Annotated in this window: 14 protein-coding genes; 3 read left to right on the top strand and 11 right to left on the bottom strand. The window is 66.6% G+C overall.

Going from position 1 to position 15,310, the window contains the following annotated elements; all coding sequences use genetic code 11:
- Positions 1-51: 51 nt before the first annotated feature.
- From AC5FRV_RS03760 to AC5FRV_RS03750, 3 genes are all read right to left on the bottom strand, one after another.
- The gene (locus tag AC5FRV_RS03760) at positions 52-1,032 is read right to left on the bottom strand and encodes an isocitrate/isopropylmalate dehydrogenase family protein (protein WP_493559765.1); all 981 of its coding nucleotides are present in this window, start codon (positions 1,030-1,032) and stop codon (positions 52-54) included.
- A 94-nt stretch (positions 1,033-1,126) separates the two neighbouring features.
- On the bottom strand, positions 1,127-3,148 hold the full coding sequence (locus AC5FRV_RS03755) for an ABC transporter ATP-binding protein (protein WP_493559764.1): 2,022 nt from the start codon (positions 3,146-3,148) through the stop codon (positions 1,127-1,129).
- On the bottom strand, positions 3,145-5,046 hold the full coding sequence (locus tag AC5FRV_RS03750) for an ABC transporter ATP-binding protein (protein ID WP_493559763.1): 1,902 nt from the start codon (positions 5,044-5,046) through the stop codon (positions 3,145-3,147). Before AC5FRV_RS03750 ends, AC5FRV_RS03755 begins: the two co-directional genes overlap by 4 nt.
- 322 nt (positions 5,047-5,368) lie before the next feature.
- On the opposite strand from AC5FRV_RS03750, the gene AC5FRV_RS03745 reads away from it, so the two are divergent.
- Positions 5,369-6,322 (top strand): hypothetical protein, encoded by a 954-nt coding sequence (locus AC5FRV_RS03745; RefSeq protein ID WP_493559762.1) that lies wholly within the window; start codon positions 5,369-5,371, stop codon positions 6,320-6,322.
- 53 nt (positions 6,323-6,375) lie between these two features.
- Here the strand turns inward: AC5FRV_RS03745 and leuD are convergent, their stop codons facing one another.
- From leuD to AC5FRV_RS03710, 7 genes are all read right to left on the bottom strand, one after another.
- On the bottom strand, positions 6,376-6,993 hold the full coding sequence (gene leuD, locus AC5FRV_RS03740; protein WP_493559761.1) for a 3-isopropylmalate dehydratase small subunit: 618 nt from the start codon (positions 6,991-6,993) through the stop codon (positions 6,376-6,378).
- Positions 6,990-8,411 (bottom strand): 3-isopropylmalate dehydratase large subunit, encoded by a 1,422-nt coding sequence (gene leuC, locus AC5FRV_RS03735; protein WP_493559760.1) that lies wholly within the window; start codon positions 8,409-8,411, stop codon positions 6,990-6,992. Before leuC ends, leuD begins: the two co-directional genes overlap by 4 nt.
- Positions 8,408-8,644, bottom strand: coding sequence for a DUF7989 family protein (locus AC5FRV_RS03730; RefSeq protein ID WP_493559759.1), 237 nt, complete (start codon positions 8,642-8,644; stop codon positions 8,408-8,410). The genes leuC and AC5FRV_RS03730 overlap by 4 nt, the downstream gene beginning before the upstream one ends.
- Positions 8,645-8,648: 4 nt before the next feature.
- Positions 8,649-9,698: a ketol-acid reductoisomerase gene (gene ilvC, locus AC5FRV_RS03725; RefSeq protein ID WP_493559758.1), complete on the bottom strand. Its 1,050-nt coding sequence runs from the start codon at positions 9,696-9,698 to the stop codon at positions 8,649-8,651.
- On the bottom strand, positions 9,691-10,278 hold the full coding sequence (ilvN, locus tag AC5FRV_RS03720) for an acetolactate synthase small subunit (RefSeq protein ID WP_493559757.1): 588 nt from the start codon (positions 10,276-10,278) through the stop codon (positions 9,691-9,693). Before ilvN ends, ilvC begins: the two co-directional genes overlap by 8 nt.
- A gap of 11 nt (positions 10,279-10,289) precedes the next feature.
- Positions 10,290-12,053, bottom strand: coding sequence for a biosynthetic-type acetolactate synthase large subunit (gene ilvB / locus AC5FRV_RS03715; protein WP_493559756.1), 1,764 nt, complete (start codon positions 12,051-12,053; stop codon positions 10,290-10,292).
- 375 nt (positions 12,054-12,428) lie between these two features.
- Positions 12,429-13,640 (bottom strand): LeuA family protein, encoded by a 1,212-nt coding sequence (locus tag AC5FRV_RS03710; protein WP_493559755.1) that lies wholly within the window; start codon positions 13,638-13,640, stop codon positions 12,429-12,431.
- 199 nt (positions 13,641-13,839) lie between these two features.
- Between AC5FRV_RS03710 and AC5FRV_RS03705 the strand changes: the two genes are divergently transcribed.
- Positions 13,840-14,163 carry a hypothetical protein gene (locus AC5FRV_RS03705; RefSeq protein WP_493559754.1) on the top strand — a complete coding sequence of 108 codons (324 nt, stop codon included), beginning with the start codon at positions 13,840-13,842 and terminating at the stop codon, positions 14,161-14,163.
- Positions 14,164-14,259: 96 nt separating this feature from the next.
- Entirely contained in the window at positions 14,260-14,565 is a 306-nt protein-coding gene (locus tag AC5FRV_RS03700) for a DUF5779 family protein (protein WP_493559753.1), read from the top strand.
- Between the two features lie 27 nt (positions 14,566-14,592).
- Here AC5FRV_RS03700 and AC5FRV_RS03695 read toward each other — a convergent pair whose 3' ends face one another.
- Positions 14,593-15,294, bottom strand: a complete 702-nt coding sequence (locus tag AC5FRV_RS03695; protein ID WP_493559752.1) for a VOC family protein — start codon at positions 15,292-15,294, stop codon at positions 14,593-14,595.
- Positions 15,295-15,310 lie beyond the last annotated feature (16 nt).

Genomic DNA, 15,310 nt, shown 5'->3' with positions numbered 1-15,310 from the left:
GGCGTCGAGCGTCCGACCTGGGAGGAGGCCTGGTCGCGGAGCGGTCCGACTTCAGAGCCGGTCGAGAACCGCAGACGTGACCTCGTTGGTGCTCGCGTCGCCGCCGAGGTCGGGCGTTCGCGGGCCCTCGTCGAGGACCCCTTCGACGGCCGCTCGGACGCGGTCGCCCTCTTCGTCGTAGTCCAGGTGGTCGAGCAGCATCGCGGCCGAGAGGATCATCGCAGACGGGTTGGCGACGCCCTGGCCGGCGATGTCCGGTGCGCTCCCGTGGACCGGTTCGAACAGCGCGTTCTCCTCGCCGACGTTGGCACTGGGGAGCAGGCCCAGGCCGCCGACGAGGCCGGCAGCCAGGTCCGAGAGCATGTCACCGGCGAGATTCGGGCAGATGACGACGCCGTAGTCCTCGGGGTGCATGACCAGGTGCATCGCGAGCGCGTCCATCAGCGCGGTGTCGTAGTCGGCGCCGCGCTCTTCGGCGACTGCTTCGGCCGTCTCCAGGAAGAGCCCGTCCGTCTCGCGCATGACGTTGGCCTTGTGGGCGATGGTGACGTCGTCGAAACCGTTCTGTCGGGCGTAGTCGAAGCCGAACTCGGCGATGTCGCGGGAGGCGTCTTCGGTGACGACGCGGGTGAGCGTCCGGACTCCGTCGGTTATTTCGTCCTCGATGCCCGAGTAGACGCCCTCCGTGTTCTCGCGGACGAAGACGATGTCGGTGTCGGGCTGAACCGCGTCGAGCCCGGGGTAGGAGACGGCGGGGCGGACGTTGGCGAACGAGCCGACGACCTCCCGGAGTGGGAGGATGACGTCGGCGGCGGTCTCGCCGGCCGCGCCGAACAGCGTCGCGTCGGCGTCGGCGGCCATCTCGCGGGTCTCCTGCGGGAGCGCCTCACCCGTCTCTGCTTCCACCGCGTCGCCGGCGTCGCCCTCGACGAAGTCGAAGTCCACGTCCAGTGCCTGAAGTACCTCGACGGCAGCGGGCGTCACTTCCTGTCCGATACCGTCGCCGGGGATCACGGCGATCTCGTGAGTCATGTCCCACAGTCCTTCGGGACGTGAAAAGAGGGTATCGATGTGGGAGTCGCGAGTATCGACGGCGGTCTGCGGTCGCCACCAGGCGGCGTCGTCGTCAGTCGTCGTCGCCGATGCGCGCCCGCTCGACGAAGTCGTCCGGCAGCGCCTCGACGTTGCCGACCTGGACCCGCCAGAGGTTGGCGTAGGTGCCGTCGGCCTCTAGTAGTTCGTCGTGGGTCCCGTCTTCGACCAGTTCGGCGTCGTCGAGGACGAGGATGCGGTCGGCGTCCCGGACCGTCGACAGACGGTGGGCGATGACGAACGTCGTCCGGTCTTCGGTCAGGTCGTCCAGGTTCTCCTGGATGAGCACCTCCGTCTCGTTGTCGACGTGGCTGGTGGCTTCGTCGAAGACGAGGATGGACGGATCGCCGACGACCGCGCGAGCGATGGCGATTCGCTGGCGCTGGCCGCCGGAGAGCTTCGTCCCCCGCTCGCCGACCTCGGTGTCGTACCCCTCGGGGAGTCGTTCGACGAACTCGTGTGCGCCTGCTTCCTTCGCGGCTCGTTCGACGGCTGCGCGCTTTGCCTCGTCGGACGTCCCGTCTTCGTGAAGGCCGTACGCGACGTTCTCGGCGACGGTCCCGTTGAAGAGAAACGGGTCCTGGTTGACGTACCCGATGGACCGCCGGAGGCTCTCGCGGGTCACGTCGCGGACGTCCGTCCCGTCGACGCGGACCGCGCCCTCCTCAACGTCCTCAGAACTCGGAGAGTTCTGCTGTGCTCGTGGGACGTCAGACCTGCCTGACGTCCCACGAACGTCGTAAAAGCGGAGCAGGAGCTTGATCAGCGTGGACTTTCCCGCGCCGGTCGATCCCACGATGCCGACCGTCCGGCCGGCTTCGACGTCGAACGACATTCCGTCGAGGACGCGCTCGGGTTCATCGTCGGCGTCACCTCCCGAACCGCTTCCGGGATAGCTGAACGCGACGTCGTCGTACTCGACGTCGCCGTCGACGTCCCCGAGTTCCGCTTTGCCAGCGTCGTCGATCCGTCGGTCGACGTCCCGCAGGCCGACGATGCGCTTGGCGGCCGCCTTGGCGCTCTTGAACGTCTCGATGACGCCGGCGACCCAGCGCATGGGCCCCGTCAGTTGCTGCATGTAGAACAGGAACGGGATCAACTCGCCCGCCGTGAGCGTGCCAGTGAACCAGAGCGGTGCCCCGTCGATTACCCAGACCGAGCCGACGACGAACGTGACGAGGAGTGACGCGCCGGAGATGAGTCGCATCGACGGGCGGTGGCGGGCCGAGACGCGCTTTGCGCCCCACCGCGCGTCCCTATGTTTACGGGAGTCTTCAGCGACGCGCTCGCTCTCGAACGGCTCTGCCGCGAACGCCTTGATCACGTCGATGCCGCTGAGCGTCGTCTCCAGCCGGGCGTTCAGGTCGCCGACCTCCGACCGGACCACGTCCTGGAGGCGTTCGAGCACCTGCGAGAACCACCAGTTGACGCCGGCGATGAGCGGCGCCGCCGCGAGCACGAACAGCGCGAGCTGCCAGTTCAACAGGACCATCAGGCCCATCGACGTCACGAGCACTACGACGACTCGCGTTGCACCGGTGATGCCCCGGGTGAGGAACCGTTCGAGCGTGTTGACGTCGTTGTTGAGCACGCTCATCACGTCGCCAGTCCGGCTGTCCTCGAAGAAACCCAGTTCGAGGCCCGTCGCGGTGTCGAACGCATCGATCCGGAGTCCGTGGAGGAACCGCTGGGCGAAGACGTTCCGGGTGATCTGGCTCAGGTTCGCCGCGAGGATGTCGGCGACTTTCATGCCCAGGAGGAGATAGAAGGTGAACCAGAGCTGTGCGAGCGGCTCTTCCTCCGGCGGAATCAAGGCGTCGGGAACCAGGGGGAGCGCGTACACCTGCCCGTTGAACATCGCGTCGATAGCGATACCCAGGACGAAGATGTCGGCCATGTCTAGCGCCGTGCCGAAGGCGAGCGACGTGACGCTCACTCCCAGGTACGGCAGTTGCGGCCGCCCCTGTGACCAGATCAGGTCGACGAGCGGCCAGTCGGTCTCGGCGGCGTCGGCGATGTCGTCCGGGCGCTCCCTCGACTCGCCGTCGTCACTCATCGCGCCACCTCCTCGCCGTCGACGGCGCGGTCGAGGAACTCGTCGGAGACCGACCCCACGTCGCCGACCTGCACGCGCCAGAGGTCGGCGTAGAGGCCGTCGGCCTCGAGCAGGTCCTCGTGCGCGCCGTCCTCGACGAGTTCCCCGTCGTCCACGACGAGAATCCGGTCGGCGTCTCTGACCGTCGAGAGGCGGTGGGCGATGACGAACGTCGTCCGGTCACCGGCGAGCGCGTCGAGGCTCTGCTGGATCTGGAGTTCGGTCTCGTTGTCGACGTGACTCGTCGCCTCGTCGAGCACCAGGATTTCGGGGTCGCGGAGAATCGCCCGCGCGACGGCGATACGCTGGCGCTGGCCGCCGGAGAGCTTCACGCCGCGCTCACCGACGGTCGTGTCGTACCCCTCGGGGAGGTCGGAGACGAACTCGTGGGCGCCCGCGAGTTTCGCGGCCGCGACGACGTCCTCCCGGTCGGCCTCGGGCCGAGCGTAGGCGACGTTCTCCCGGACCGTCCCGTAGAAGAGGAACGGGTCCTGGCTGACGTAGCCCACGTGGTCCCGGAGGCTCCGAAGGTCGACGCCGGCGACGTCCTGGCCGTCGACCCGGATTTCACCCTCGTCCGGGTCGTAGAACCGGAACAGGAGCTTGATCAGTGTGGACTTGCCCGCGCCTGTCGAGCCCACGATGCCGACCAGTTCGCCGGGTTCGACGGTAGCGTCGACGTCCCGGATCGCGGATTCGTCGGCACCGTCGTAGGCGAAGGAGACGTCGTCGTACACCACGCGGCCCTCGGTCACCTCGATGGCTTGCGCGTCGGGGTTCTCCTCCGCGACTGCGGGGCTCGTGAGCACCGCGACGACGCGTTTCCCCGACGCTAGCGCGTTCTCGTAGTTGTCGATAACCCGCACCGCGAGGTTTCGGACGGGGTGGAGGAACGACCGGGCGTACATCAGGAAGGTGACGAGCGTCCCGGCTGTGAGCGTCGTCGTGAAGAAGGCGGGCGGACCGAACAGCACCCAGTAGCCACCGAGCAGGAAGAGCCCGCGCTCGCCCGCGCGGCCGAGGAGCCACGTCGTGAAGTCGTAGCCGATGCGGAGCCGGATGGCTGACCACTTCGACTCCTTGTACGCGGCCGAGGCGTCCTCGACGCGCGCTCGCTCGTCGTCCTCCCTGGTGAACGCCTTGACCGTGCTGATCCCGTCGATAGCGTCCTCCAGCCGGGCGTTGACCGAGCCGACGCTCTCGCGGACGGTGTCGTAGCGAGGTTCGAGGAGGTTCGCGTAGAGGCGGCTCGTGATCCCCAGGGCGAGGGGCGTCAGGGCGACGACGAGGGCGAGTTGCCAGTTGAGCAGCGCCATGAACAGGAGGGCCACGAGCAACTCCGTGACGTACGTGACGCCGTTGTAGGTCCCCGTCGCCAGGTCCTCCATGTTGTCGACGTCGTTGTTGAGCACGCTCATGATCTCGCCGCTCTGGCGGTCGTCGAAGTACCCCATCTCCAGGCCCACGACGGCCTCGTAGGTCGCGGTCCGGACGTCGTGGAGCGTGTCCAGCGTCGCCCGGTCGTACAGCAACTGGGCGAGCCAGTCGAGACCGCTCTCGGCCACGACGGCCATCCCGAGGACGATAACGGTGAACCACAGCTGTTCGGTCGTCGTCATCGTCGACGTGAACGACTGGGGAACCAGCGGAATCGCGTACGGCTCGCTGGCGAACAGTAACCCGTCGAGCGCGACGCCGATCATGAGCGCCGGTATCCGCTGGGGGATTCGCGCGAGCGTGAGCGCGACCAGGCCGAGCGCGAATCGACCGGCGTGGGGCCGGGCGTAGCGCTCGACGAGATACCCCAGCGGGTTGCCGACGTCGCGTTCCCGCAACGCCACCCCACCGTCACCCGACATGCTAGAACGCCCTCCGCTGCCGTCGCGGCGCGGCGACTACGCCCTCCTGTCCAGCCAGCACGGACGTGAAACGACCAGTACTCATCTCGGCATCGACCTTTCGATTCGTTGTGTTCCCACCTGGGATTTAGTAATTGCGAGAGAGTGACAGAGACTCGCACGCGCGTCCCGGCACGTCGCGAAATATATTTTCCCCAACTAGTCCTCACTGGCACGTTAATTACCTCCATTTAGGGTCGAAATACCACCATATACAGCGTCTCCCGCGACTTTCGGTTCTGGGGCCAGACGATTTATAATTGCGCAGACACTACAGGCACCGATGACAGTCGAGCGGGGCGAACGACGGCGGCTCACGAACGCCGAGCGATATCGGCTCAGAGCCCTCCGACGGGCCGGGTCGCTGGCCGACCTCGTCCCGCTCACGGGCGTCGATTCCGAGCACGCCGCCTACTTCGCTGCCAAGCGAACCTGGAACGAACTCCGCACGAAAGAACTGGCTGCCAGTGGAGGCGGCAGCGGACTCCCGGGAAACACCGTCGCCGTCGACGACACCGAGTTCCACGTCCACGGCATCACGCACGCTGACACGAAAGCGGAGCGCCGGTTTCTCCGGGCCCACGTGACCCGCTTGATCGCCGACGACGCGGCGGTGTACTGCGAACAGGGCATTCGCTCGATGTACTTCGCGGACTTCGACGCGGTGCGCGAGATGGATGACTATCGGTGGGCCATGGCAGAGCGCGAGTCCCTCGACGAGAGCAACCGCGTCGCCGACGTGCTCACGCCGGGTTTCGATAGCCTCTCGGAAGACGTGGACACGCTCACCGACCGGTTCCGTTCCGGCGTGTTCTCCATCATCGAATCGGACGCGGCGGTCGAACAGAACGCCGTCCGCCGCGCACTCGGCGACGTCGCGTCTTCGCTCCTGACGAACAAGGAATCGATGGCCACCGGCGAGGACTTCGAGTCGTTCCGGAAGCGGCGACTCGCGGCGGCCAATCCCACGTATCTCCCCGACCTGCAGCGCTACTACGAGCGGCGCTTCCTCCCACAGCCCGTCGAACGCGAGTGGTTGCGCCGCCACGACCCGGAACTCGAACTCGTGACGCACGCGCGCAACGAGCGGATGGCCGACTACGCGCTGTACCACGCCGACGACGCGAACGAGATCCACCTGATCGTCGGCGCCGCTCACCAGCCGGGCGTCACCTACTACCTCGAACAGCACCGCGACGGAAACCGGGACCTGTCCGGGTTCGAGCCGATTCCGTAAGTGAGAGTCGCGACGGTCCGCAAAACGAGTTCCCGCGAGCGACGGCGATCAGATCAGGAGTCGACGTACGGCAGCGAGGCGGCCGTCTCGTCGATGGCGTTCCGGTTGGCCTTCATCAGCGCCGTCGTGTCCCAGATGCCCTCGACGAGGGCCTGGCGCTGGGCGTCGTCGACCGAGACGCTGACCGACTCGTCGCCGTAGCGGACCGTCTCCGCCGCGACGTCGACTTCCAGTTCCCCGTCCGGGTTGTCGTCGACCCACTGCTGGAGTTCGTTGATCGTCTCGTGGTCGGCGGTGAGGGTCGGGATGCCGAGCGCGAGGCAGTTGCCCGCGAAGATCTCGGCGAAGGACTCGCCGATGATGGCGTCGATGCCCCAGCGCATCAGCGCCTGGGGCGCGTGCTCGCGCGAGGAGCCACAGCCGAAGTTCGCGTTGACGACCATCACGTTGGCGTCCTGGAACCGCTCCTCGTTGAAGGGGTGGTCCTTCTCCTGGTCGTCGTCGTCGAAGCGCAGATCGAAGAACGCGAACTCGCCCAGGCCGTCGAAGGTGACGACCTTCATGAACCGCGCCGGGATGATCTGATCGGTGTCGATATCGTTTCCGCGAATGGGAACGCCGGTCCCTTCGACGTAGTCGACCTCGGGAATCTCCTCGGTGGGGTCCGTCACGCCAGATTCACCTCCTTCAGGTCGCGCACGTCAGAGACCTCGCCGGTGATGGCCGCGGCGGCCACCATCCGGGGGTTCATCAGGACGGTCCGACCGTCCTTGCTCCCCTGGCGGCCGACGAAGTTGCGGTTGGACGAGGAGGCACACGCCTCGTCGCCCTCCAGCTGGTCCTCGTTCATGCCGAGACACATCGAACAGCCGGCGTTGCGCCAGTCGAAGCCGGCCTCTTCGAAGACCTCCTTGAGGCCTTCCTCCTCGGCCTGTTTCTGGACGCGCTGGCTGCCGGGGACGACCATCGCGCGAACGTCGTCGTGAACCTCGCGGCCCTCGACGATGCGTGCGGCGCGGCGCAGGTCGGGCAGGCGCGCGTTGGTACACGAGCCCAGGAAGGCGACGTCGATGTCGTAGCCCTCCATCGACTCGCCGGATTCGACGCGCATGTGCTCCTGGGCGCGTCGCGCGGTGTCCTGCTTGTCCTCGGGCAGGTCCTCGGGCGCTGGGATGGGGTCGTGGATACCGATGCCCTGTCCCGGGGTGGTGCCCCAGGTGACGACGGGGTCGAGTTCGGAGGCGTCGATGTGGACGACGTCGTCGTACTCGGCGTCCGCGTCGCTCCGGATGGACTCCCAGTAGGGCTTCAGCTCCTCGAACTTCTCGGGGTTCTCCTGGAAGAAGTCCGTCTGTTTCATCCACTCGTAGGTGGTCTCGTCGGGGTTGACGTAGCCCGCGCGAGCGCCGCCCTCGATGGACATGTTGCAGATGGACATCCGCCCTTCCATGTCGAGGTTCTCGATGGCCTCGCCGGCGTACTCGTAGACGTAGCCGACGCCGCCTTCGGTGCCGAGACGGCGGATGATCTCCAGGATGACGTCCTTGGCCTCGACGCCCTCGCCGAGTTCGCCGTCGACCTGGATCTTTCGGACCTTCTGTTTCTCCATCGCGATGGTCTGGGTGGCCAGGACGTCGCGGATCTGGCTCGTCCCGATACCGAACGCGAGCGCGCCGAAGGCGCCGTGGGTCGAGGTGTGACTGTCGCCGCAGACGATGGTCTTGCCGGGCTGGGTGATCCCCTGCTCCGGGCCGACGACGTGGACGATGCCCTGTTCGCCCGAAGGCGGGTCCAGGAACTCGATGCCCGCGTCGCGGACGTTCTCTTCGAGTTCGGACATCATGTTCTCGGCCGCGTCGTCGGCGTAGGGACGGGACTGGTCGGCGGTGGGGACGATGTGGTCCACCGTGGCCAGCGTCAGGTCCGGCCGGGCGACGTCGATGTCGCGCTCCCGGAGCATGCCGAAGGCCTGCGGGCTGGTGACCTCGTGGATGAGGTGGAGGCCCACGAACAGCTGGTCCTGCCCGTTGGGCAGCGTCGTCACCTTGTGGCGGTCCCAGACCTTGTCGTAGAGGGTTCCCGAACTCATACTGACTCGTCCCGACCCTCTGTCCCGCGCTCGAAGGTGCGTTTGGCGCCCTCGGTCGGGGACTCGTGGTCGACGTCTTCCATGGATTCCTCGTCCGGCTGCTGTTCGTCTGCCGATTCCGAACCGTTACGCTCGCCCCCGTCCGCGGCCACGTCGGGGCCGCGACGGAACGCCGCGCCGAACGGTTCGTCCGTGTGTGGATGCGTGTGGTCCACGTCTTGCATGGTACTCATAGTCTCAGTCTGCGTTCACTCTCGTCTGCTCGTCGTCCTCGGACCCGCTGTTCTCCTCGGCCCACGCGAACAGGTCGCGCAGCTTCTCGCCGACGTCCTCGATCTCGTGGTTCTTCTCGGCCTGGCGGAGCTGCGTGTAGCTCGGTCGGCCGGCCTGGTTCTCGGTGATCCACTCCTGGGCGAATCGGCCTGACTGGACGTCTTCGAGTGCTTCCTCCATCTTCTCCCGGGCGTGGTCGTCGACGATGTCGTCGCCCTTGGTGAGCCCGCCGTACTCCGCGGTGTCGGAGACGGAGTCCCACATCTCGCCGAGCCCGCCCTCGTACATCAGGTCGACGATGAGTTTGAGCTCGTTCATGCACTCGAAGTAGGCCATCTCCGGGCTGTAGCCCGCGTCGACGAGCGTCTCGTAGCCGTGCTTGACGAGGCTCGTGACGCCGCCACAGAGGACGGCCTGCTCGCCGAACAGGTCGGTCTCGACTTCCTCCTGGAACGTCGTCTCGATGACGCCGGCGCGGGTGCAACCGATGCCCTTCGCGTAGGCCAGCGCCTGCTCCTTGGCGTCGCCCGTGACGTCCTGGTAGACGGCGATGAGGCCGGGCGTCCCCTGGTCCTTCTCGTAGTTCCGGCGGACGAGGTGTCCCGGCGACTTCGGCGCGACCATCGTCACGTCGACGTGCTCCGGGGGCTGGATCTGGTTGTACTGGATGTTGAACCCGTGGGCGAACTGCAGCGTGTCCCCCTCCTCGAGTTCGTCGACGATCTCCTCGAAGACGGCGGGCTGGACCGTGTCCGGCACCAGCACGGAGACGATGTCGGCCTGGGCGGCCGCCTCGCTCGGCGTCGCCACGGTCAGGCCCTCGTCCTCGGCCGCCGCGCGCGACGAGGAGTTCTCTCGCAGGCCGACGACCACGTCGACGCCGCTCTCGTGGAGGTTGAGCGCGTGGGCGTGGCCCTGGCTGCCGTAGCCCAGTACCGCGACCGTCTTGTCCGCTAGCTGTGCTTCGTCCGCGTCGTCGTCGTAGTAGACTTCGGTAGTGAATTCGTCAGTCATCAGTTTCGAGTGTGTCCGCCCCTCTCTCAAGTGCTGCGGTTCCGGTCCGGCAGACTTCCTGCACGTCGAACTGCTGGAAGGCCTCGACCGCCGCGTCTATCTTCTGCTGGCTGCCGGTCAGCTCGACCGTCACGGTGTCGGTCGTCACGTCGACGGCCTGACCACCGTACATGTCGGCGACGGCCTGAACGTCGTCGGGCTTCTCGCCGTTCACCTTGATGAGGGCGAGTTCCCGTCGGGTGGCCTCGGGTTCCAGCTCTTCGACCGAGATGGTCGGCACCAGCTTCTCCAGTTGCTTCTTCGCCTGCTGGACGCCCGGGTCAGGCTCCTCGATGACGATGGTCATCCGGGCGACGTCGTGGTCCACCGTGGGCCCGACGGTGAGGCTCTCGATGTTGAACTGTCGCCGGCTGAAGAGGCTCGACACCTCCGAGAGGACGCCGGGTTCGTGTTTCACGAGCGCCGAGAGCACCGCCTGTCGGGGCTGGTGGGTCGCCTCGGCCTCGGGGTCGATGCGAATTCCTTGCGAGTTGCGCCGGCCCGCCGGACGCATCCGTTCGTCCGGAGCCGGTCCTGGCATTCCTCCGCCGCTCATAGTTGATCCAAGTGGTCTTCGTTCAGCGCGAACAGTCCGTTGTCTCCGCCGCTGGGAACCATCGGGTAGACGTTCTCCGCGGGGTCGATGATGGCGTCGATGACCGACGGGCCGTCGTACTCGCGGGCGGCCTCGATGGTCTCCTCGACGTCGTCGTAGTCTTCCAGTCGGAAGCCCTGGGCGCCGAAGGCCTCGGCGAGCTTGTCGAACTCAGGGATCCACGGGTACTCAGAGGCCATCCGGCGGCCCTCGTAGAACCCGTCCTGCCACTGGCGCACCATCCCGACGGCCTCGTTGTTGAGGACGACGTAGGTGATGTCCAGGTTCTCCCGGACAGCGACGGAAAGTCCCTGGACCGTCATCAGGAAGGAACCGTCGCCGTCGAAGCAGACGACCTCCTGGTCGGGCGCGGCGAGCTTGGCGCCGATGGCCGATGGCACGCCGTATCCCATCGTCCCCAGCCCGTGGCTGGACACCCAGGTCCGGGGCTCGCGGTAGGTCCAGAACTGGCTGGCCCACATCTGGTGCTGGCCGACGCCGGTGGTGACGATGGTGTCGTCCGGCGTCACCTCGGAGAACTTCTCGACGACGTACTGCGGCTTGAGGGGTTCGTCGTCGGGCGTCTCGTACTCCATCGGGTACTCGGCCTTCCACGTCTGGCACTGCTCGCGCCACTCGTCGCAGTCGGGCGCGGCCGGCATCGCGTCGTACAGCTGCCGGAGCACTGCCTTCGCGTCCCCGATCAGCGGGTAGTCAGCGTGGATGTTCTTCGAAATCTCGGCCGGGTCGATATCGACGTGGATGACCTCGGCGTCGGGAGCGAACGAGTCGACGCCGCCGGTCAGGCGGTCGTCGAAGCGCGTCCCGATCGCGAGCAGGCAGTCGGTGTTGGTGATGGCCATGTTGGCGTAGCCGGTGCCGTGCATGCCTGCCCATTCGAGGGAGAGTTCGTGGTCCTCGGGGAAGCTCCCGATGCCGGGCATCGTCGTCATGACCGGGACCTCGTAGTCGATGGCGAAGTCGCGCAACGCGTTCGACGCGTTCGCCTTGATCACGCCGCCGCCAGCGAGGATGACCGGTCGGTCCGCGGCCGCGAGTGCGTCGGCGGCCTCCTGGACGTTCGCGTCGTCGGCCTCCTCGGGCGGGTGGTACGTGTCGGGCGCCTTCGGCTCGCCGGGCTGGACGTCGGTCTCGCCCTGCGTGACGTCCTTGGGCAGGTCGACGAGCGTCGGGCCCTGGCGGCCCTCCTCGGCGAGTGCGAACGCCTCGCTGACGTCGAAGCCGACGGTGTCGGAGTCGTCGGCGAAGTAGCTGTGCTTGGTGACGGGCTGGGAGATTCCCACCGTGTCCGTCTCCTGGAAGGCGTCGTTCCCGACGAAGTTCGTCGGGACCTGCCCGGTCAGGGCGATCATCGGGTCCGAGTCCATGTTCGCGTCGGCGATGCCGGTGATCAGGTTCGTCGCCCCCGGCCCGGACGTCGCGAAGCAGACGCCGGGTTCACCGGAGACGATGCCGTAGGCGTCCGCGGCGTGAGAGGCGCCCTGCTCGTGGGCCATCGTCACGTGGTTCATGTCCGAGTCGTACAGCGCGTCGTAGACGGGCATGATCGCCCCGCCCTGGACGCCGAAGACGTACTCGGCGCCGGCGTTCTCGAGCGCGCGGACGACGGACTCGGCGCCGGTCTCGACCGGTTTGTCCCCGGTCGCTGCATCCTCGGCTTCCGTCTCGTCCTCTTGCTGGACGGGCGCACCCTCGCTCATCGGTGCTCACCCCGTCTGGTCTGTCCTCGATACCTCGGTGCTGTGCTGTGTCCGTTCATTGCTAGATCCTGCTGTGTTCGTGAAAGGCCGGTACGACGTCGCGGAGAGAGTGGTGTGTGCGGGGCTAGAGCGCCCCTACAATACCCGCGAGAAGAACGAGTGCGCCGCTGCCGGCGGGGCGATCCCTTCGTGCAGCGTGCGCCGTCATCAGTACGAATTTCTGTTCCGCACCCGTAATAAGACTTCTGTGACAGGCCGTCCCGAAGCGCTGCTGCGCGGCGTCGCGATCCCGCCTCCCGAGACGCGTTCTGCCCGTCAAACACCGCCACCGACACCAGTCGCTGGCCGGCGGTCGAATCCGCGACGGAGGTCATCCTAGAGCCTGACCTCCTCTTCTGTCTCCTCGACGCCGACGTCGTCGGCGAAGCGCGTCAGTTCTTCGACGGTGACGCGCTTCTTCTCGGCGCCGAAGTCCTTGACGCGCCGGGTTACTTCCCGGACCTGGTCGTCGGTCGGGTCGTAGCCCGCCTCGACGAGCCGTTCGCGTACGGAGTGTTGCCCCGTGTGCTTACCGAGGACGAGCTGGCGCCTGGCCCCGACCATCTCGGGGGTCATGACGCCCGGCTCGAAGGTGTCGGAGTTCTCGATGACCCCGGCCGCGTGGATGCCGCTCTCGTGGGAGAAGGCGTTGGTCCCCACGATGGGCTTGTTGGCGGGCGTGTCGATGCCCGACTTCTCCTCGATGACGTTCGAGAGTTCGGTGATCCGGGTCGTGTCGATGCCCGTGTCGACGTCGTACAGGCTCTCCAGCGCCATCACGACCTCCTCGTAGGCCGCGTTGCCGGCGCGCTCGCCGATGCCGTTGACGCTGACCTGGGCCTGTGCCGCCCCGGCCTCGTAGCCGGAGATGGCGTTGGCCGCCGCCAGGCCGAAGTCGTCGTGCGTGTGGACGTCGACCCGGGCGTCGGTGTGACTGACGACCTCTTCGATGAGGTCGTAGAAGCGTCGCGGCGTGGCCACCCCGCAGGTGTCGGGGATGTTGATCCAGTCGACGTCGACCTCCGAGACGGCCTCGATGACGTCGATGAGGAACTCGCTGTCGGTCCGCGTGGCGTCCATCGGGGAGAACATGCACTCGACGCCGGCCTCTTTGACGCGCTCGACGGACTCCACCGCGCTCTCGAGCGCTTCCTCGCGCGTCGCGTGCATGGAGTCTTCGAGCTGGACGTCGCTGGTGGAGACGAACGTGTGCACCAGGTCGACGCCCGAGTCGAGTGCCGCCTCGATGTCCTTGTCGACCACGCGGGCCAGCCCACAGACGGTGACGGAGCTGGCGTCGGCGATGTCCCGGACGGCCTCGAACTCCGCGTCCGAGTTGACGGGGAACCCGGCCTCGATGACGTGGGTGCCCATCTCGTCCAGGATGGCCGCGATCTCGCGTTTGTCTTCGTAGCTAAACGACGTGCGTGGCGATTGCTCGCCGTCGCGCAGCGTCGTATCGAAAAGTCTTGCTTCTGTAATCTCAGAAGTGGAATCCAGTGTGCCCTGGAAGAACTCGATCCGCCGGGGATCCCGACGTGCCCTCATTATGATTGGACATAATCGTTTGAGTACAGACCCTGCGATGTATTTAAACCTGTCCATGAACCCGCAGGCGTGAGAGCCGTTGGCGTGGAACGACTCGGTCCTGCAGGCGCTCACGGACTGTAGCGCGTTCGGACGCCGGTCCAGTCACGCCGACTGGAAACAGCGACGTTTTTCAGGACGGACCGTCAACAGTCGTGGTATGGCTGCCCATATCTCCCGGGGAGAATGCGGCGACGCGGCCGACCTCCCGGCGGTCGTGCCCTTCGATATCCCTCATCTGAGTCGACTGAGCTGGGAACTCGGCTCCCGCATCGTGGAAGACGACGAGTCGACCCGTTACGTCACCTGGTCGCACGTCGAGACACCCTGGAGACTGACCGTCTACCGCGTTACGAGTGCGACCGTTCTCCTCAGGCTACACACACCGGTCGGGAGAGAACGATTCTACGGCGCCGCCCTGAGAGACTTCGAATCCGACGGGTCTCGGCTCGAAACGGACCCCACCTGGCGACAGGTCGACTGACCGGACGAGTTCGCGACGACCCAGTAGTCCGCTCGGGGTCGACGAGTCCGGTTCGCCAGGGGAGGATTTTTCTCGGTCCACTGCAACCACTCTCCCATGAGCGACTTCGAGGGACTGGACCTGCAGGCCGTGGAGGACCAGATGGACGAGGGGAACGAGGGAGAAGAGGGGAGTAACCGCGTCGTCCTGGCGGTGCTGGACGACTCCACACCGCCGGAGGAGTGGCTCGACATGATAGACGACGGCGACGTCCTCGTGCTCGACGTCGACGGCGACCTGAACGAACTCGCGTCGACGTTCGCGCGCGACGTGAAAGAGGGCGGCGGCGAACTGATGCACTTCCGGGGGTTCCTCGTCGTCACGCCGCCGGGAGTCGCCATCGACAGGGACCGCCTGGAGTGAACCGATTCGACTGACCGGTTCCGAGATCTATTCTTCGCACAACGTGAGATAGTGGCCGTCGGGGTCCCGGATTCGAAAACCTGACTCCACCTCGTCGATAGCCAGGGCATCCCGTGTCACCCGATCAGCGGCGATTTCCGCGTCCTCGGCGGTGATGCCCCAGTCCACGTGGACGCCGCCGCGGCCGTCGGCGAGGCCGAGCTGAGGTTCCCACAGTTCCAGGTCGACGTCGCCGCCGGTCATCCGCACCCGCCGACGCTCGTCGCCGTGGTCGACCGGTTCGAAGCCGAGGCGCTGGTAGAAGACGCGGGCCGGTTCCAGTTCCTCGACCTCCAGAACGACCTCGAACAGGCCGACGACGACGGGGCCGTCCACAGCGAGACTGTCGACGTTAGACCCGGCGAGTTCCACACAGTGACCGTCTGGATCGTCGAAGTACAGCGACCGGGTGTCACCGAACTGGTGCTCCACGAGGTCGAATCGCTCGTCCAGCCGTTCGTACCAGTCGTCGTACGCCACGCTCGGGACCGACAGCGCGTAGTGGGTGTGGAGGCCGCCACGCGGGATGTCGCCGGGCGCGCGCAACCGGAGTTCGGTCTTACCGACGTCGAAGGCGACCTCCCGTTCGGCCTCGCGCACGACGGGCAGGTCGAGGACCGACTCGTAGAACGACCTGGCCCGGTCGAGGTACGTCACCTCCAGCGCCAGCCACCGCGGCGTCGAAAGCATACCCGCGCTTCGTCCG

The organism is Halomicrobium sp. HArcel3 (assembly GCF_058933135.1).
This window is presented reverse-complemented; position numbering and strand designations above follow the sequence as displayed.